Raw genomic sequence first — 18,708 nt, 5'->3', positions numbered from 1 at the left:
ATGAAAAGCATATAATCCTTTAAAGCCTTTCAAAAGAAAGGGATTATAATCATAAGAAATGCTATCAAAACTATTATAGTACTTAGTTTTGAAGGTTTTGAGGGTTATGGGTGTTCTTTTTACCCCCCCTTTATATATATTTTTTAGTCAAAAATAAAAGTTATTATATTTCAATATGTTAATCTTTCAAATAAACAACCTATATTAAACACAAAACATAAATACAATCTTTAATATATATTTAAGAGGGTTTTGTAGGTGTTTTGGGGGTTTGAGAAACCTTCAAAACCTATAAGTAATATAAAAAAATGAATATACATAACTCTCTTTAAACAAAGCTTCTGATAACAATAAAGCTATCATTTTAGATTACGGTATAACCTCTTAAAGGCAATGTAAAAGAAGCGTATTCACTTTAAGATGGGATTTCTTAAAAGTCTTAAAGCAATCAAAATAAGAGTATTTAAAAGTGCAAGTTTCTTCTTTTTAGAATAATGCATATAAACATTCCTTTTAAAGATTGTATGTAAGCAATTTAACAAGAGAGGTATAGATTATATGGTTATAAGACCTTATACCCCTTGTAAGGTTATCACACTCATTATGTGAGCATGCTTTAATAAGCTTATTCAGTTTCTCTTATTTCTAATTTTGGTAAGTTCTTAACAATCTTCATTGTTTCTAAACTTACGGTAATAACCCTTTGAAACAACTCTAATGGATAAGCAGGGTTGCCAACGGTTTCAACAGCATAGTGATTGGCATCATTCACAATGCCACTCTTTTTATCAGTCTTTACGCATTGACGCCCCATAACCCATTCAAGAGCGGGTTTACCATTGACGATATACTCATAAGCTTCAAGAGGTATATCTGTCATGATGATATTGCTATTGTAAATAACAGTTGATTTATCTTTTTCTTTACCTGCTTTTGCGAATTTCATTTCTGTAACGTAATAGAATTTCTCAGGATTAGAGATCTCTGTAAATTTTGGATTACCCTTTTTAAAGGTCACGGGATAAGGTTCTACAGTTTCATAATTCACGTGCAAATGACCCAATTTATGTCCTGCTGTCACAAATTTCCAAAAATCATCAGCATTCTTTACACAAGGGATGCGAGGCAATTCTTTAGAGAGGTTATCAGCATAACGAGCACGATAATCTTCCGAATGTAACAATCCGTAGACGTAATAGAACAAATCATCTTTAGTGATTTTTTCATTCGGATAAGCAGCTTTAAAATGTGCTAATCCTTCATCAGTAATGGCATCACGCCTCTGTAAACCAGCTGTTTTGCTTTCTTCTGTAGCATTTGCAAACAAATGTGACTGTTTTTCATTTTTATTTTTTGAGATCGTAGTATTTTCGTAAATGTAGCGTGGAAAGCATTGACCTTTTTCTATTGCATCTAAACTAGGTAAAGCTTTATTCATCAATACAGAAAATCTTCTTGCTCCTATGCCTGTAACTTGTATTACCTTATTTTCAACCGCTTGCCCTATCGGGAATATCCGCGTCTGATAAGCACCATCGCAGTTGAGAGCAGAATCACAATAAAGCCACTGTTGTGTAAAAGGACGATACAAGCTTTTGATAAGGTAATTTTCCTTAAAATTGAAAGACTTTCCTTTTACCAAGTCTTTTTTGAGATTATAGCTCCAACTAATTTTTTTCGTGTCAGAATTTACGAAGCTATTTACAGCATTTGCACGTATTTTATTATCAGTATGTGGATAGGCATCATTAAAACGTTTTACCTCGCTATTATAGAAAGCAATCATATTACGCATATTTTTTGCCAAAACTTCACAGCTTGAGTTGTATGTCCAAGCATCACGGCTCGTCATAATGCCACGAGAAAAGTTTTTAAAAAGCTTTTTATCATACCCTTTTTTAACACCTAGAGCCAGGAATGTTTTGAAACTGTCATCGCGTTGACTAAGCCAATCATTATGTCTATCCGGTTTTATTATTTGCCAACCTTGTTTACTTCGTGTAATACCATCAATGCTTCCAAGGGATTCAATTATTGTAAGCTTTTCTTGCCTCGTGAGATAGTCTCCAATATCACGAAAATATATCTTACCACGCTGTTGTGCGTTTGGATTTTTTACGAGAATAGAGATAGCAATAGGCGCCCGAGAGCCTTCACCAAAAATTCCACCACTTTCTTTCTTACGTTCTTCTCCAGACGTTCGTGCATTTCCCCGCAAATGGAAAATATAAAGGCTCGAAAACTCCTCAACGAGACATTTTCGTAGACTGTCCATAGAACTTCCATTAATAAAACCGGCATTTGTAACAAAACCAATCACACCACAATCTTTTATACGGTCACTTGCCCAGCGAATGGCACGAATATAACTATCATAAAGTGCTCTTATATTTGTTACTTTTGAATGAGCAGCATAAGTTTCACTAATACGTTTATCTAAAATCGGATAAGAAGTATTCTTTGCATTGTCGTTTTCGCTTTTTTGCCCCATAGAATAAGGGGGATTACCAAAGATAACTTCGATGTTTAGATTTTTCTGAAGTTCTAAATATGCACTGTTTTCCTCTAGTAAACCTTTCATCAGATCTTGTTTTTCAAGCATCCGGAATGTATCGGTTAAACCAATATGTTTGAAAGGAATATACTCTCCTTTCTTCAAACTATGATAAGTCGATTCAATGTTAATGGCTGCTATGTAGTACGCTAGCAAAACAATCTCATTGGCATGGATATCATGACGGAACTTATATTCCATATCCTCTGGTTTTATGAGCTTTGATTGTAAAAGCCTTGTGATAAAGGTACCCGTTCCAGTGAAAGGGTCAAGAATAGAGACACCGCGTGACCCCAAGCTTTTTCCAAACTCATTACGCAACACATCATCAACAGAATGAATGATAAAATCGACAACCTCAACGGGGGTATAAACAATGCCAAGCCTATCCGTGGTTTTCTTAAATGCCTTGGTAAAAAAATCTTCGTAAAGTTTGATAATAAGATTTTGTCTTGCCTGTGGTTCGGTAATGCCAGAGGCACGGAACTTTACGCTGTCATAAAACTCTTGTAATTCTTTGGATTCTTCCTCAATATTGGTTTTATCGAGTTCTGTTAAGATTTTTTCCATTGCTTGAGAAATGGCATTGTTTTGTACAAATTCATTGCCCTCAAACAAGGCTTCAAACACGGGACGCGTTACAAGATGTTGCGCTAACATCTCAATCGCTTCTTCTTGCTTTATCTCACTGTTTAAGTTGTTTTTTAATTCCTTATAAAACGCATCAAAGGCATGATAAGCTTCGCTTGTCTGATCAGAAAGCATAGTTTGAAGGCGTGTGATATGGTTTTGTGCAATCTCAGCAACATTGCCAGCCCAAATGCCCCAATAATCACTCATGGTAGATTTTTTAACAATCAGTGTTTTGAGAGCATTGGGAAACTCAACAAAAAAGGGTAATCTTCCTGTTACGCTATGACTATGTTGCGGTTCATGAGCTTGTGTCCCAATTTGAAGTCCGGATTGTTCCGATTTTTCGTGGAGCGGGATTTCGTCAATAACCGTGGTGACATTCTCTAATTCGGTCTTTTTAGAAACTGTAACAATGTCGATAATAGAGCTTACGTCTTGCCCTAAGACCATCTGGTTAAGGATTTTACTAAAATTCTCATCATGGGCAAGCAAAGCATTAAGAACTTGCCAGACAACACTGTATCTCTTATTGTTTTTTAATGCCTCTTCTGGTGAAACACCAGCAGGAACACCAACCGGCAAAATGATATAACCCATCTTTTTGCCTTTTGCACGACGCATCACACGTCCCACTGCTTGTATCACATCCACTTGGCTTTTACGCGGGTGTAAAAACATAACTGCATCAAGGGAAGGAACATCAACACCTTCTGAAAGGCAGCGTACATTGGTTAATATACGGCAGACATTCTCACCCGCATCTTCTTTCAACCAGTCAAGTTTTATCGTACGGTTTTTGGCACCAGATTTTCCATTAATATGATCTGCTTGACAGTTAAGAGGGGGAATATTTTTATGGTTTTCATGAAGATCACGTAAATCTTTCTTAACTTCTTCATCGTTGAATGTTCTACATATGCGTTCAGAAGTTTTAATATCTCTACAAAAAGCCAAAGCCCGATGCATGGGTCTTGTATCATCTCCAAGATCAATTTTCAGATCCATTTTGGTAAGAGCTTGATAACAACCCATGATCTTTGTTCTATCATCAAGAATAAGTTCATAATTCTTATCTGTCATCAGATGCTGGATAGATTTACTCACTTCTCCTTCATCAACACCTAAAACGATAATCTTGTAAGGCGTTAAAAGTCCATTTTTTACAGCATGGGAGAAACTATAAGAATAAAGGATTTTGCCATAAAGCTCTTCATCATCCATAGAAGCCAGAACGGCATCAATCTCATTAGCTTGTTTTTTGGCATTATCACTAAAGATACGAGGTGTTGCGGTCATATACAGACGTTTCTTGCCCCGAATAAGGCTATTGTCATGAACCTTGATAAACTCAGATTCACTCTTGTCTGTTCCTAACACAGCTCCAGTGGTACGGTGTGCTTCATCACAAATGATCAGATCAAATTCCGGTAAAGCATATTTCTTTTGCGCATCCGAAATCACTTGGATCGAATGGTAGGTAGCAAAGACCACAGTCATGGCATCAGGAGAAGTCTTATTGGCTTTTTCTCCAAGCTTTTGAGAATCTGTTGTTGCTGGTAGAGCGAGATCCGAGACATCGAGTTCGGCAGCATCATCTTGGGCTTTACGACGCTTGCCAACTTGTGTATCAGAACACACCGCAAAGGAACGCAAGGGGATTGCTGTATCTGCTGTCCATTCTCTTATTGTTTGTGACATTAAAGAAAGAGAGGGGACAAGGAATAAAACACGTTTACCTTGACCAGCAAGAGCTTCTGCTATCTTCAGACTGGTAAAGGTCTTTCCCGTTCCACACGCCATAATCAGCTTGCCGCGGTCTGCTTCTTTTAACCCTTCACAAACAGCTTTAAGCGCTTCTTGTTGATGATCTAAAAGATTTTTCGGTTCTTTTTTCTTAAGAGTAGCTTTCCCTTTGCTTTCAAAGGTTGACCAATCTATTTGACTGTTTTCCAGATCAAAAAGATTAATCCGTTGAATGCGGACTCCTTGTCCTTCACAGGTGAGATCGGCATTGTTACTCCAATTACCTTCGGTGCTATCAACCAGAATACGGCGTGTGAATATTTTCTTGCCAGACGCTGCTATAAAGCTATCAATATCTTCTTTCTTGATCTGATGATTTGCACTATAAAACTTACATTGAATAGCGGCATATCCTTCTTCATCACGAATTTTAGCAACCAGATCAATGCCAATATCACGTCCATCTTCCCCATGCTCTTTTGCCCATTCACAATAGGTTTGAACCTTTTCATATTCTTGGCATTGTAGAGGGTCTTGCGTCAAATAAGCAATTACAAACTTTTCAAAAGAAGTTCCTCTATCGCGCGCACTTTCTGTATGATCACGGTAGGATTGTAACAGAGAGCGTAATGTCAGTGGTTTGTTATGAGATTGAAGCATTTATAATAAAACCCCACCGCTTTATAAGCGTTGATCTATCGATGTCAAAAAACTTTAAATAGAATCTGCTAGATCTATTTAAAGCAAATAGCAATAATAAAATAAAAAAAGACCCACAACCTGCTTAAAAAGAAATTTTATTAAAGGCTACTTATCCACAGCCTATGACATGAGGTAAGATCAGCAAAATAGTGAAATTTGCTGTTCGTTTTATGGAAAAAAGACAAATTTGATATGTGCTTTTAAGATATCAGAATGTATGTTTTGATAGGCTTTTATTGCTTGCTTTGTAAGAAAGATAAAAAGCATATACCCCCCTATACCCCCAAAACCCCTACAAAACCTATGCTATAAGTTGAATTTACAGGTTGTAATGTTGATATAGATTGTTTTTTGAAAAGTTGATAAAAATTAACATATTGAAATATAGTGACTTTTATTTTGATTTTTAAAATATATAAAGAGGGGAATAAAAAGCACCTCCAAAACCCCCAAAACCTCCAAAACCAATAGATGGGAAATGTTTTGAAGGTTTCATTTTATGAATACATAAGTTATATGTTTTATTGGAATTTAAAATTCATTCATTGAAATGTTTTATGACTTTTCACTAAAGGATGCCATTCATAGCGTATGGTAGGTCGACCGCCTTGGGAGTTATTGTCTCCAGAGATTTCACGAATATAATTGCAACGGCATAAAAGCTCTAAAGCTTGCTTCACAGCTTCATTGTCTTTTAAACATTTCCAATCACGTTTATAAACATCCCGTGCAGTAAAAACATTAGGTAAATAATCACAGCGCTTGACAAGCAAGTTTGCACTTTCTGTTGCTAATGTATCATGCGCCGCATAAAGACGTTTGGCATGACTTAACAGATATTTTTCCCAATACAAGGCTCTCTCAAGAGCATTTCTATTGATTTCAAAACGACCCCCTTCGGTCAATTCAAAAATCAACGCAAGTGTTGGTATGGTTTTATCCATTTTCAAAAGATACGATTGTAAATTTGTAGAGAAATGACCACTATTTATTTTTTTCTGAAAATTTTCCCACCATACACGAAACATTTCTTGAGCTTCAGCAGAAAAGCGTATGGTTATCGGATGCTTTGGTGAGCCTAACGGTTTATCATAAAGAGAACGAAAGACCCCTTGATAGCTTTCCCATACCTTTTGATTGGGAGGTCTATCCGTCCATAACCGCTTTTTTCGTTCGTCGGGCCATACAATCATTTGAAATCGTTGCATGAAACCATCATCATTTATTCCATGGCACATGGCTTGAATAATGGGAATAATGCGTGAGGGTTGAATGCCCCCAATAATGGAAATGGTTGCATTGGGAATATGAATGGTTCCACGTTCAATACGGTCATAGGTGTATGACGTATTGCCATTAAAAGCTGTTAGATAAAAGGCACGGTCTGTTTGGTATTCCTTTCTTTCCATATTAGCTAAAAACCCAGCCAATTCATCTCGTACCATCAAGAGACCACGGGGGTTTTCTTTTAAGAGTTCCCCAAGCTTTTCGACAGTCACATCGTTGACAATAAGACGTCGTTTATCAAGAGTGTTATCATCACTTTCTTTGTGTTCAATAGATTGTGAAAGAAGGGCAAGGGCTTGTTCCTCATCTTGATCTTTGAGTGCTTTATAGGCTTGTTTTTTCTTTTCTCGTTTATCTAATTCAATAAGAATATCTTTCTTTTCTTGCTGTTCTTTCTTCTTTAACCATTCTTGATGCCATTCCTCTTGAAAGGCATAGAGAGGAGTTAAAGCGGCTTGCATGGTAGGTGTTTTGAGTGTTGAAGGTTGCCCCACAAGAGCACCCCAGAGATTAGGAACAATTTTCCAATTATTATCATGTTTTTTGGGAGCAATCCGCACGCCATTGCCAATGACAGCAGCCAAGCCACATAAAGCAGAAATAGCAATAAAATCGATAGAAGATTGTTGAAGATCGGCAACCTCATAAATATAGTCCATTAATGGCATTGGAAGCTGTAATAAGCTAAAAGGCTCGACAGGTAAGAGAGCCGTAGCAATCGGTTTTAATTGCCCCCAACCATTTTGTTGCAAGGCTTGTTCATAAGAAATGGCTTTTAAACAAGTATTTTCGTTTAAAGAGACATTATCGTTATCATTGACGGGAGTATTTTCATTATTGTTTTGTAAATTACTATCTTTCATAGTTTCCCTCTTTTAAGAAAGTAATACGTTATTAAAATCCGTTCCTTTTGGAGCTTGCATCATAAAGACCTCAAAGCCATGGTTATAGGCACGCGCAGCGAGGGTAAAACCTGCTTTACGACCCGCATCATCGCCGTCCATTGCAATGGTGAGACGCCCTTTTGTATGGGGTAAATTCACACGCATCATGCCACTGGTTGAAAGAGACGCCCATAAATCAACGGGCTCTGTTAATAACCCAGACAGCAGAACTAGACCGGTTTCAATGCCCTCACAAATGACCAGATGTTTTGGATTGGCTTGACTTAAATGCACTGCGCCACCCGTTACAGATCCCAACATGGCTTTTGCTGGTTTTTGGTCTGTTTTGCAGCCATTGGCTTGTAAAAAGGTCCTATGAATAGCAAAGGAGCCAGCACCCTTAACAAGAGCCACCAACGCGGGTAGTGTCATTCCTAATGGGTGCGCGGACAGTTGTCGTGAAAGCGTAAATCAGCAGGCAAATCACATGTAATACCCCGCATGCGTAAATAGGTTTCTGCTAAAGTATTTTTGATTGGTTGGCATTGTTGCCAAATTTCTTTTGCTCTCTCTGCTTTCTGTTTTGCTCGTTTGAGATCAGCAGAAATCTGTTTTGAGAAAGAGAGCGTCTGATCATAAGCTTGTTTTCCAAGCAATCCAATTCTAATAAGCGCTTGTATGATCTCTCTAAAAGAGCAGCCAGCATAACAATAGAGTAAAAGACGCCCATCATGTCCATTGGCAAGGGATAAGCTAGGCAGCCTATCATCATGAGCAGGGCAACGGGCTATTCCATAACGCCCATGCCAAACTCCACGTAATGCACAAGTAATTTTTTGAGCTGTTGTATGCAATGCATAAGCATTGCTTGTTGTAGCATTTGTAAAATGCATAAAATCCCTTCCTGCTACTTGCATTACAGGACAGATTCTGTTATTTCGGGATTTGCGAAAGTCGAAATACTTTGTCTGTCCTATAAGGCGAAGTTTTCTTTAGGCGGCGTCGTTGCCACGTTGGTTTTTTGCCTTTTCGATTACATCGCAAAGGTCAGATTGTAACCAGCGCGCTAAGGAACCAATCTTTAAAGGCTTTGGTACTGAGCCATCAGCGACCCGCCGCCAAAGTGTTGAAACGCTTATATTAAGTAGTTTTGCACTCTCACGTACTGTGAGGAGTGGTCCGTTTGGAATCATGGAATCCCCTTTATATTAAATGATAGAATCACTGTTTATTAACTATATATAAATAGCAATTCGTAGCAAACTTTTCCAGCAAAAAAACAATATCTTGTGATTTTTTATCAAGAGAAGCAATAATTTGTGATTGTATTATCCGTTATGGATAAAATAAGGAAAATGGAGACATAGAGCTATCCACAACTTTTATTGTTTTGATCAGTAACATAAGAAGCCCATCTATCCATAAAAATACGACGCTGTTCTAAATAGTCAGTCCGACGATAGGCACGCTCCACTTTTCCCCCAACCGTATGACCTAGAATGGTTTCAGCGACCTCATAAGGGGCATTGGTTGTTTCTGCGAGCCAATCACGTAAACTAGAGCGAAAACCATGCGGACAGGCTTCAAGTCCTGTTTTTTTCATGTATTGTAACATGCTGTTCTGTGCAAGGGGACCACGACCGGTTGCAGAAAAAAGAAACCCATTACGAGATAAAAGGCGTGCTTGTTTAATCACTTTTAGTGCTTCTGATGATAAAGGAACGCGGAATTCTTCTGTAGCATCGCGTCGTCCTTTCATACTTTCAGCAGGAATGGTCCATATATCCCCATCAATCTGATCTTCATGCATATAGCGCAAAGGACGTGTACGAACGCCTGTAAGAATAAGCAAACGCAAAGCCAGTTGTGTCATTGTTGTTGTTTTGCAGAGTGACTGATAAAAGGCAGGAACATCTTTCCAGTCCATTGCTGGTAAATTTTGTGCTTTATGGCGTTGTTTCCCTAAGAGAGCCCGTGCTTTTATCGTTGCTTGTAAATCAACATCCAGCCCCAAAGCAGCAGCATGTTTGAGACAAATATTAAGACGATTTATTGCTTTCTCTGCGGTTGCAGCTTTTGCATGCCAGATGGGAGCAAGAACATTGCGTATCTCTGTTTGTGTAATTTCTGAAATAGGAATACAGCCTAATTTGGGGAGAATATAAAGTTGTAAAGGTAGAAACCAATTCCCAGCCTTGCCATCTCCTTTTAATTCAGCTTTACGACTTTCAAAAGCATCTAAGGCAATGTCTTTTAAATAATGGAGATTACTTATTGCCTCACGCTTTTGTTTCTCACGTTCTTTAATGGGATCACGCCCCTCATGCAAAACAGAACGCCATTGATTTGCTAATTCACGGGCTTTTTTTAAAGAAACATTTCGCAACGCACCCAAGCCCATTTCGCGGCGCCGACCATGAATGGTATAACGATAAAGCCATTGAGCACCACCATCTTTACGCTTATGGAGAAGCAAGCCGGCACCATCATTATATTTGCCAGCCCCCAATGTTGCGACAGCCCTTGCATTAAGACGATTCATAAGAGGCATTTTTACTCCTTTCTTTCCTCATTTTTACCCACACACCAGCCCCGCTTTTGACGTGCAAGCAAGTGATATTAATTGATTCAATCTGAGAGGGTTTGTGATGAGAAAATCTTACTATATTCGGAGTTATGATTCAAGTTGAAAAAGGATGATTTATTATTATAAATCAATGTGTTGCCAGACCCCGGAATACTAATGCGAGGGCGCTCGCAACCGGAGGGGGAGCAAAGTGCAAGCCAAAAATCTACATTTTTACGACATTTCTTTAGGCAAAAAAATTCGCTTTAGAAGAAACTTCATGGGTTTTTCTCAAAAACAATTAGGGAGTCATTTGGGCGTAACGTTTCAACAAATTCAAAAGTATGAGAAAGGTTTAAATCGCGTAAGTGCAAGACGTTTACAAGAAATTGCTCATATATTAGATGTTCCCGTTTCCTTCTTTTATGCTGATAGCACAAAAAAAGAAGATCCCCTCTATCATTGTGATGACAGAATAGAAAGCAAAGCAGAATATTTACTTTTGCAAAGTTTTAGAATGCTAACCCGCAAAAAACAACGAGCTATTTTGCAGTTAATTTCTGGTGAAAAAAATGATCCCTTATTTTCATAAGTTCACTGAAAGAACAATCAACGTCCTTAATAACATTGAAAAGAATTTTGACTGTCTCCACACACCTTATGAGAACGAAAATTCTTAAATCTAATCTGGTCTGTAAATAGTCCGAATTCTAACGAGTTTAACTTAGCAATAGCGCTTTGATTTATAATGATAATCTAACGTTATGTATATTGAATAAGTGTCTCAAATATCATAAAATTCTTTCATTTCAAACTTGTTCTATATTGAATCAATCAAAATCATTTATTTGCACATTACAAGCAGAGTTAGCGTGTGAGTAAAAATGTACAAAAAAGGCATACCTCTTAATTGAATAGTCTCACATACCAAGAACTGTAGCCACATTGAGTGCTGAAAAAATATATGATGATGCTAACTTACTCTTTTTTTAAACATTAAACATGGAGGTGTTCAACGGTTTTCCACTCATATAATCCACTTGAAACAAAAGGCTCGCCAAACAAGCCTAAGAATATTCCCACGCACTAAAAAAATACTTAAATATATCAAAAAAGCTTAAAGATCTTATACCACCATACTTCAAATGACGATATTTTATAGCATAACAGGATTAAAGTAAAAAACAGACACGAAAAAACTATATGTATAACTTTCATAAGAATTTATTTATATAATGGATACTTAAGTTTATCTTGTTGTGCCATAAATTCTATCATTTAAGGTATGAGAATATGAAGCATTCATACCTCCTTGAAACATTCAAATGTTTTTTAGGCGCCAAATGTTTTTTTAATATTTTTAGGCTTGCTTGTTGAGCCTTAAGTTTCAAGTGAAAAATGGGAAGCTGCTAAAAGTACCGCTAGAATCTGGCTGTTTACAGACTGAATAGGAAGCTTCGCTTTTAAAGGCATAGGGAGAAGATCAAATACTTCAACACTTAAATTCCCCCAACGCGATACGTAATAGCATCCTTAAAAAATTCAAAAGTGTGAAGGTAAACAATTGACAGAAGATACAGAATTCACTTAATTAAAGTGCTCTCTAAAAGAGATAACAGTTTAGCGTACAATATTCAATTTTTCAATTCTGAAAGATTAAAAAGACGTATCATTTGAAATAAAACAACTTATTGTGCTGATGATGATTGATGTGTACAAAATTGAGTTGTTGAAAATCAAAAATATAATTCAATGATGTTCCTTGACCAACTCACTCTCTCCTGAGTATAGCACGGGGAATAAACGTGGAGAGACATGAGGAGTATATAGAAAATGAGTTTTAAAATTGCAATTGTCGGCGCAACCGGAAATGTTGGTCGTGAAATGCTTACAATTTTAGAGGAACGTGGTTTTCCTGCGCATGAAATTGTCCCTCTAGCATCACGACGCTCATTAGGACAAGAAGTTTCTTATGGAGATAAAACTTTAAAAGTAAAAGCACTGGATACTTACGATTTTTCTGACACAGATTTTTGTCTGATGTCCGCGGGAGGAAGCATTTCCAAAGAATATGCTCCTAAAATCGCTGCCGCTGGCTGTGTCGTCATCGATAATTCCTCCACGTGGCGCTATGATTCCAATGTTCCGTTGATCGTCCCTGAAGTCAATGCCGAAGCTATAAATGCTTTTTCTAAGCGTAATATTATAGCAAATCCTAATTGTTCAACAATTCAACTGGTCTTAGCTTTAAAACCACTCCATGATGCTGCAATCATTAAACGTGTTGTTGTCTCTACATATCAATCGGTTTCTGGAGCTGGTAAAGAAGGAATGGATGAACTTTTCGAACAATCACGTGCAGTTTTTGTTGCTGACCCAATTACATCAAAAAAATTCACTAAACGCATTGCCTTTAATGTCATTCCTCATATCGATGTTTTCATGGAAGATGGTTATACAAAAGAAGAATGGAAAATGACTGCTGAGACAAAGAAAATTCTCGATCCGAAGATTAAGTTAACGGCCACTGCTGTTCGGGTCCCTGTCTTTATCGGTCATGCCGAAGCTGTCCATGTTGAATTTGAAAAACCACTAAGCGTATCTGAAGCACAAGCGCTTCTCCGCGATGCTCCCGGTTGTCAGCTTATCGATAAACACGAAGATGGTGGCTATACCACACCTTATGAATGTACAGGAGAAGATGACACCTTTATTAGCCGCATTCGTGAAGATATCACCGTTGAAAATGGTTTAGCTTTCTGGGTTGTCGCCGATAATTTAAGAAAAGGAGCAGCATTGAATGCCGTTCAAATTGCTGAATTGCTCATTTCTCGTAATTTGATAAAGCCTAAGTCCGCAAATTAACGCCCTGTCCAAAAGGATGAAGAGCCCTCGCAGGTCTGTCAAAAGTCCGGTTTCTCTTCAGCAGGATCTTATCTCCTGCTGAGGATTCATATCGCCATTTTAAAGGACTGTGATTCGGGATATTAACAATTTTACTCTGAATATCCATAATATACCTTGCCGCCTTAAGTTAATCATCGCCACCTTAATGCCATTTTATCGTAGAATAGGATTAGCAGCATAAGCATTTTTTGCTTCATGCTGCTGATCCTTTTTGTCATTCCGGTTGTGAAATTAACTTTACCTTTATCGAGCAGGATAGGTCACAACACGGTAACGCGTTTCGTTACGTTCAAAATTTTTGTAATTGACATTATCAGGAAACAAAGGGTTATAAGCATTCACGCGCTTTACAGAGACTTCTTGTGCTTTTGGCGACGGATTTAAAATTGTTCGTTCATCCCTTTTCTTGACACCTGTAGAATCGATAATCATATCTGTTCTGTATAGTTTTTGCATATTTTTCCGTGTTTTTTGAATCGCCGGAAGAACTTTAAAATCGGAAACAGCCTGTTTTACTTTTTCTTTTTTTACTTGTGACGATTTTATCATAGCATTTGGCTTTACTGGCATCTTTGTAAAAGCAATGGTAGGAACATCGCTAACATTGACATAACGTGCAGATGCCCAACCAACTTTTCCATGATAACCAAGAGAACACCAAGTTTTATTGGATAAACAGCCATAAATTTGCACTTTTGCTCCCATTGGAACCATTGTGATCACTTTATAAGCTGTTGCAGGACCTGTGCGTAAAGATACCTGACCTGATGCAACACGAGCAACTGTTCCAGCAATGGTTCCAGCTTCCGCGTGAGAAGCAGTCACAACCACCCCCGACGCTCCCAAAGCCCATAAAATCATTGTTGTTGATAAAAATTTCTTTCTTAACATTATTTTTCTTCCTCTCTCAAAACATGTGAAGGGCAAAATTTCGCCTTTGCAAAAATTTGCCGCGTTTAAATCCAATGATCAGCAACCTTTATTTCCCGCCAAAAAGACCCCACAACATTGCAACAAAATCTCTCTTTATTCCCCCCTCTACACGAACACGGACTTTTGATCTTGGTTGCGCAGTATGTTCTTCATGAATTTACGCCTAAAGCATCATCTGATTGTTTGGTTCTTCAACCAATCGTCCTTTAAAGAAGTTTTTAAAGTGTTATTGGTTCCCTCAACAAATGATTGCAATAAAAGAATTGATTGCCTGAATTACAGAGAATGAATGATGATACGCCCCCAAAATACTAAAAATAAAAGGAAAAATAATAATCTTTTAAAAATAAAAGTGATTGAATATTCTCTAAAGCTTGTATAACTTTAAATCTTCCTAAAAAAATACAGAGTATATTGAAACTTCCCTCAAAAAATCTCTTGGAAAAGAAAGTTAAAAGCACATGACATTAAAAATTTTTTCTCGCAGTCAGATTATAGGATTATTCCTCTCTCTCTTTGCACTTTTTTTATCTACTGCTTGCGTCATGGCTACAGACAAATCAAAAATCAAACTTGGTATTATGGAAGGGCGGGATGCGATTATTTGGAAAACTGCTGCTGAACAGGCTAAAAAATCCGGTTTAGATATTGAACTCGTTTATTTTTCTGATTACGCTTTGCCTAATGACGCTGTTAACGCAGGAGAGATCGATGCGAATGCTTTTCAGCACGCCCCTTATCTTAATGAACAAATGAAACAACGTGGCTATAAACTTTCAATTGTCGGCTATACTTTTATTGCTCCAATTGGTGTTTATTCACACAAAATCAAAGACTTAAAAGATCTACGTGATGGTGCACATGTTGGTATTCCGAACGACCCATCTAATGGTGGAAGAGCCTTACTTCTTCTCAATTCTTTAGGTCTCATTAAGTTAAAAGATCCTCATAATATTCTTGCATCTCCACTTGATATTATCGAAAATCCTAAAAACCTGCAAATTCGTGAGCTCGATGCTGGTATGTTAGGGCGAGCTATTGACGATTTTGATCTTGCTATTATAAACACAAACTGGGCTATTGTTTCCGGATTAAACTTCGAAAAAGATGTCGTCGCATGGGAGAGTGCAAAAAATAATCCTTATGATAATATCATCGTTGTACGCACGAGCGAAAAAGATGAGCCATGGGTTAAAAAATTAGTTGCCGCTTACAACAACGATCTCATCCGTGCAAAAATAAAAGAGATTTTTGGCAAAACCGCCCAAACTTCTTGGTAATTGTGCCAAATATCCGAGTAATTGTGAATGGAAAAACCTACTCTTATCTCCTTAAAAAACATCAGCCGTTGTTTTAACAAAACGGCTGGTGTTCCGGTAATTAATAATCTCTCTTTAAATATCCATGCTGGTGAAATCCTTGGGGTTATTGGGCGCAGTGGAGCAGGAAAATCAACACTTATCCGCTGTTTAAATGGGTTAGAGAAGATTGATGCAGGGTCCATTTTTTTTGAAGGTGTTGATATTTCAAATCTATCAGAGATAGAGTGGGCGCCTTACCGTCAACGAATTGGGATGATTTTTCAACATTTCAACCTTCTCTCATCGCAAAATATTCTTGATAACATTGCATTGCCGCTTAAATTAAGTGGTGTAAGTAAAAAACAACGCCACAAACGTGCCCTTGAACTAATTGAATTGGTTGGGTTATATGGAAAAGAATATTGTTATCCGGCACAATTGTCAGGGGGGCAAAAACAACGCGTTGGCATTGCTCGTGCGCTCGCTGCTAATCCTAAAATATTGTTATCAGATGAAGCCACCTCTGCTCTTGACCCTGAAACAACACAATCTATTCTAGAGCTCCTTGCTGATATTAATAAACACCTCAATCTCACGATTGTGCTCATCACCCATGAAATGGAAGTTGTGCGCACCATAGCGCATCGCGTTGTTGTTCTTAATCAGGGGAACATCGTAGAAGAAGGACGTGTGAAAGACATCTTTACATCACCGCAAGACGATACAACCATAGCCATGCTCAAGCTTGTCACCCCGCAACTTCCTGAAAAATTTGCGAAAAATCTCAAACCAATCGGGCGAGAAGCTGTCATTGAAATCAATATTGCCGGTGAAATTGCCCAGCAGCCTTTTCTTCATCTTCTAGAAAATGAGAGTGGTTTAAGAGCACGTATTCTCCATGGTGGCATTGATACAGTCCAAGGCGAAACCATCGGGCGCCTCTTCCTTGCTCTTCCTGCTCAAGATAAAGAAGCTTTAAAAAAAGCCGTTCAATGGTTAACAGAAAAAGGACGATATTGCGAGGTGTTAGGTTATGTTTAATGTTTTGTCTCATGAACTTCCCCAAGCTGTTATTGATACAATATTGATGACACTTAGTGCTTCTTTTATGGCATTTATTATAGGACTTCCCCTTGGTCTTCTTCTTCACACAACAGCACGTGGGGGGATTTTTTCCTCATCTCTCATCAATCGCCCTTTAAGCATCATCATTGACAGTATTCGTGCCATTCCCTTTATTATTCTTGCATTTTATCTTCTTCCCGTTACGCGTATCGTTGTAGGAAGAGGGATAGGAATGCCTGCTGTAATTTTTATACTGACCATTTCAGCTATCCCTTTTTATGCACGCATGGCGGAACTCTCTTTTAAAACCGTTGAAAACGGTCTCATTGAAGCGATCCGCTCTATGGGCGCAAGCCGTCTTCAAATTATCAGACATGTTCTTATTCCTGAAGCTCTCCCTAGCCTGATTACAGGTTTTACAGTCATGGTCATTTCTCTCATAGGAGCCACCTCACTTGCTGGATATCTTGGTGGAGGCGGTTTAGGGGATATGGCAATCCGCTATGGCTATCAACGCTATAATACCTTCATCATGACCATTGTCATCATTCTTTTGATCATGCTCAATATTATAACCCAATGGACTTCTGATAAAATCGTACAAAAACTTGATAAAACAAAACATTAAAAGACTTAGAATTTCACATACCAATACCATCATCCTCTTTGCCACTTTCCAAGTGCAACAACCCTTGCCTATCGAAAACGCTCATAAGAGATTAGGAACTTTTTTCTTAAACAGTTTTTATCTCTCCCCATCCGTTTGTAACATGAAAGAAAATAGTTTTAACGGATTGAACATAAAAGGGAATAAAATGAGAGATCTCACAGTATGTGAGACTCTCTCTTAACATAAAAATGATAAATTATCATGTCAAATTAAGACATTGGTCACGACCTTTCCCAACCTTAGATAACATATTGAATTTATAGTGATAATATGACGTTATTCATATTGAATGAGAATTCTGAATACCGTAAGATTCTCTCATTCAAAATTTGTTCCATATCGAATCAATCAAAACCTCTCGCTTGCATGTTACAAGCGGGAAGAGCCGTGTGAGTAAAAACTATACAAGAAAGGAAGGCGTGCCTCTTATGAATTATCTCAAGCACCAAGACCTGTCTTAACATTGGGTGCTAGCATATAAGGTGCTAGCATATAATATGATAGTACCGGTTTTCTTCTTCACAAGCATAAAGATATAGGGATGCTCAATGGCTTTACCGTTATACTATTCACAGGCGCCATTGCGAAATGGGTGTGACGAGCGTTGAGAGATGTTTCTTTAAAATAAGCCCGTGAATTAGCAACGCAAGTATATTCCATTTGAAACATTCTGTTTTATGTGAGAGCTGTGATACCATTAAAGAATGCTATAAACAAAAGCGTGAAGCAATGCACTATCTTCATTAGGAAACTCCTCTTCAAAACGATCTAGGAAAGATAGCAATCTACTATGGCTATAAACGCTATGATAGCTCCAGGATATCTATCACCCTATAGATTATTCTCAATATTATCATTGAAGAAACTTCTAATAGAATTGTACAAAAATTTTATAAAATAAAGTACTCAAACTAATCTAGATATTGGAAGATTTTTCCCCCATCACTGCCACAATAAGCCATTGAGCCGTAAGAGCTGGTTTTTTTAACTGTTCAATTTCTACCGTAACCCCATAATGGAAAACCACTCGACCAGAAGGGCGAATTTCTGCATCATCTAACACAAAACGCGCACGTACCCGTACCCCTGTTTTCACAGGACTCATGAAGCGTACTTTATCGAAACCATAATTAATCCCCATTGTGCTTCCCTCCAACTCTGGAAGAGCCTCATAAGCGAGCGTAGATAAAAGCGATAATGTTAAAAACCCATGAGCAATTGTGCCTCCAAAAGGTGTCTTTTTAGCCTTTTCCTCATCAACGTGTATCCATTGATGATCATCTGTAGCGCATGCAAACTGATTAATCATATCCTGTGTAACAAGACGCCACCCCGATAATCCCACTTCTTTCCCAATAAAACTGGTAACATCTTGTATTGCTATTTTTTGCTGCATAACGCTATTCCTATTTTACTTGATAAAAACAACCACCCCTCTTGCTTTTATAAAATCCATTGATTAG

At 37.8% G+C, this 18,708-nt stretch carries 11 protein-coding genes and 1 pseudogene; 5 read left to right on the top strand and 7 right to left on the bottom strand.

Features of this window, described 5'->3' with window-relative positions; all coding sequences use genetic code 11:
* Window positions 1-625 precede the first annotated feature (625 nt).
* From ACFIKH_RS06975 to ACFIKH_RS06955, 5 genes and pseudogenes are all read right to left on the bottom strand, one after another.
* Window positions 626-5,590, bottom strand: a complete 4,965-nt coding sequence (locus ACFIKH_RS06975; protein ID WP_375671293.1) for a DEAD/DEAH box helicase — start codon at window positions 5,588-5,590, stop codon at window positions 626-628.
* Between the two features lie 584 nt (window positions 5,591-6,174).
* The gene (locus ACFIKH_RS06970; protein ID WP_375671291.1) at window positions 6,175-7,782 is read right to left on the bottom strand and encodes a YfjI family protein; all 1,608 of its coding nucleotides are present in this window, start codon (window positions 7,780-7,782) and stop codon (window positions 6,175-6,177) included.
* Between the two features lie 12 nt (window positions 7,783-7,794).
* Window positions 7,795-8,696 (bottom strand): annotated as a pseudogene (locus ACFIKH_RS06965) (toprim domain-containing protein).
* A gap of 99 nt (window positions 8,697-8,795) precedes the next feature.
* On the bottom strand, window positions 8,796-8,996 hold the full coding sequence (locus tag ACFIKH_RS06960; protein WP_015856773.1) for an AlpA family transcriptional regulator: 201 nt from the start codon (window positions 8,994-8,996) through the stop codon (window positions 8,796-8,798).
* A gap of 176 nt (window positions 8,997-9,172) precedes the next feature.
* Window positions 9,173-10,354 carry a tyrosine-type recombinase/integrase gene (locus ACFIKH_RS06955; protein ID WP_375651970.1) on the bottom strand — a complete coding sequence of 394 codons (1,182 nt, stop codon included), beginning with the start codon at window positions 10,352-10,354 and terminating at the stop codon, window positions 9,173-9,175.
* Between the two features lie 226 nt (window positions 10,355-10,580).
* Between ACFIKH_RS06955 and ACFIKH_RS06950 the strand changes: the two genes are divergently transcribed.
* The gene (locus ACFIKH_RS06950; RefSeq protein ID WP_375627326.1) at window positions 10,581-10,961 is read left to right on the top strand and encodes a helix-turn-helix domain-containing protein; all 381 of its coding nucleotides are present in this window, start codon (window positions 10,581-10,583) and stop codon (window positions 10,959-10,961) included.
* Between the two features lie 1,241 nt (window positions 10,962-12,202).
* Window positions 12,203-13,234 (top strand): aspartate-semialdehyde dehydrogenase, encoded by a 1,032-nt coding sequence (locus tag ACFIKH_RS06945; RefSeq protein ID WP_375649278.1) that lies wholly within the window; start codon window positions 12,203-12,205, stop codon window positions 13,232-13,234.
* A gap of 285 nt (window positions 13,235-13,519) precedes the next feature.
* Here ACFIKH_RS06945 and ACFIKH_RS06940 read toward each other — a convergent pair whose 3' ends face one another.
* Window positions 13,520-14,167, bottom strand: coding sequence for an SH3 domain-containing protein (locus tag ACFIKH_RS06940; protein WP_375626661.1), 648 nt, complete (start codon window positions 14,165-14,167; stop codon window positions 13,520-13,522).
* A 503-nt stretch (window positions 14,168-14,670) separates the two neighbouring features.
* Between ACFIKH_RS06940 and ACFIKH_RS06935 the strand changes: the two genes are divergently transcribed.
* The 3 genes from ACFIKH_RS06935 to ACFIKH_RS06925 are packed head-to-tail and all read left to right on the top strand — an operon-like array spanning window position 14,671 to window position 17,203.
* Entirely contained in the window at window positions 14,671-15,489 is an 819-nt protein-coding gene (locus tag ACFIKH_RS06935; protein ID WP_273723580.1) for a MetQ/NlpA family ABC transporter substrate-binding protein, read from the top strand.
* Between the two features lie 27 nt (window positions 15,490-15,516).
* Window positions 15,517-16,551: a methionine ABC transporter ATP-binding protein gene (locus ACFIKH_RS06930; RefSeq protein ID WP_375626659.1), complete on the top strand. Its 1,035-nt coding sequence runs from the start codon at window positions 15,517-15,519 to the stop codon at window positions 16,549-16,551.
* Entirely contained in the window at window positions 16,544-17,203 is a 660-nt protein-coding gene (locus tag ACFIKH_RS06925; RefSeq protein WP_375626657.1) for a methionine ABC transporter permease, read from the top strand. Before ACFIKH_RS06930 ends, ACFIKH_RS06925 begins: the two co-directional genes overlap by 8 nt.
* A 958-nt stretch (window positions 17,204-18,161) precedes the next feature.
* Here ACFIKH_RS06925 and ACFIKH_RS06920 read toward each other — a convergent pair.
* The gene (locus ACFIKH_RS06920; RefSeq protein ID WP_273723586.1) at window positions 18,162-18,641 is read right to left on the bottom strand and encodes a MaoC family dehydratase; all 480 of its coding nucleotides are present in this window, start codon (window positions 18,639-18,641) and stop codon (window positions 18,162-18,164) included.
* Window positions 18,642-18,708: the final 67 nt, after the last annotated feature.

This window comes from Bartonella sp. SD1336NMGDW, assembly GCF_042193565.1.
GTDB classification, from domain to species: domain Bacteria; phylum Pseudomonadota; class Alphaproteobacteria; order Rhizobiales; family Rhizobiaceae; genus Bartonella; species Bartonella grahamii.
This window is presented reverse-complemented; position numbering and strand designations above follow the sequence as displayed.

Excerpts from the sequence above, each read along its gene's own strand:
- ACFIKH_RS06975 (WP_375671293.1), bottom strand. The coding sequence starts at position 5,590 with ATGCTTCAATCTCATAACAAACCACTGACATTACGCTCTCTGTTACAA.
- ACFIKH_RS06970 (WP_375671291.1), bottom strand. The coding sequence starts at position 7,782 with ATGAAAGATAGTAATTTACAAAACAATAATGAAAATACTCCCGTCAAT.
- ACFIKH_RS06945 (WP_375649278.1), top strand. The coding sequence starts at position 12,203 with ATGAGTTTTAAAATTGCAATTGTCGGCGCAACCGGAAATGTTGGTCGT.
- ACFIKH_RS06920 (WP_273723586.1), bottom strand. The coding sequence starts at position 18,641 with ATGCAGCAAAAAATAGCAATACAAGATGTTACCAGTTTTATTGGGAAA.
- ACFIKH_RS06960 (WP_015856773.1), bottom strand. The coding sequence starts at position 8,996 with ATGATTCCAAACGGACCACTCCTCACAGTACGTGAGAGTGCAAAACTA.
- ACFIKH_RS06925 (WP_375626657.1), top strand. The coding sequence starts at position 16,544 with ATGTTTAATGTTTTGTCTCATGAACTTCCCCAAGCTGTTATTGATACA.
- ACFIKH_RS06930 (WP_375626659.1), top strand. The coding sequence starts at position 15,517 with ATGGAAAAACCTACTCTTATCTCCTTAAAAAACATCAGCCGTTGTTTT.
- ACFIKH_RS06955 (WP_375651970.1), bottom strand. The coding sequence starts at position 10,354 with ATGCCTCTTATGAATCGTCTTAATGCAAGGGCTGTCGCAACATTGGGG.
- ACFIKH_RS06940 (WP_375626661.1), bottom strand. The coding sequence starts at position 14,167 with ATGTTAAGAAAGAAATTTTTATCAACAACAATGATTTTATGGGCTTTG.
- ACFIKH_RS06935 (WP_273723580.1), top strand. The coding sequence starts at position 14,671 with ATGACATTAAAAATTTTTTCTCGCAGTCAGATTATAGGATTATTCCTC.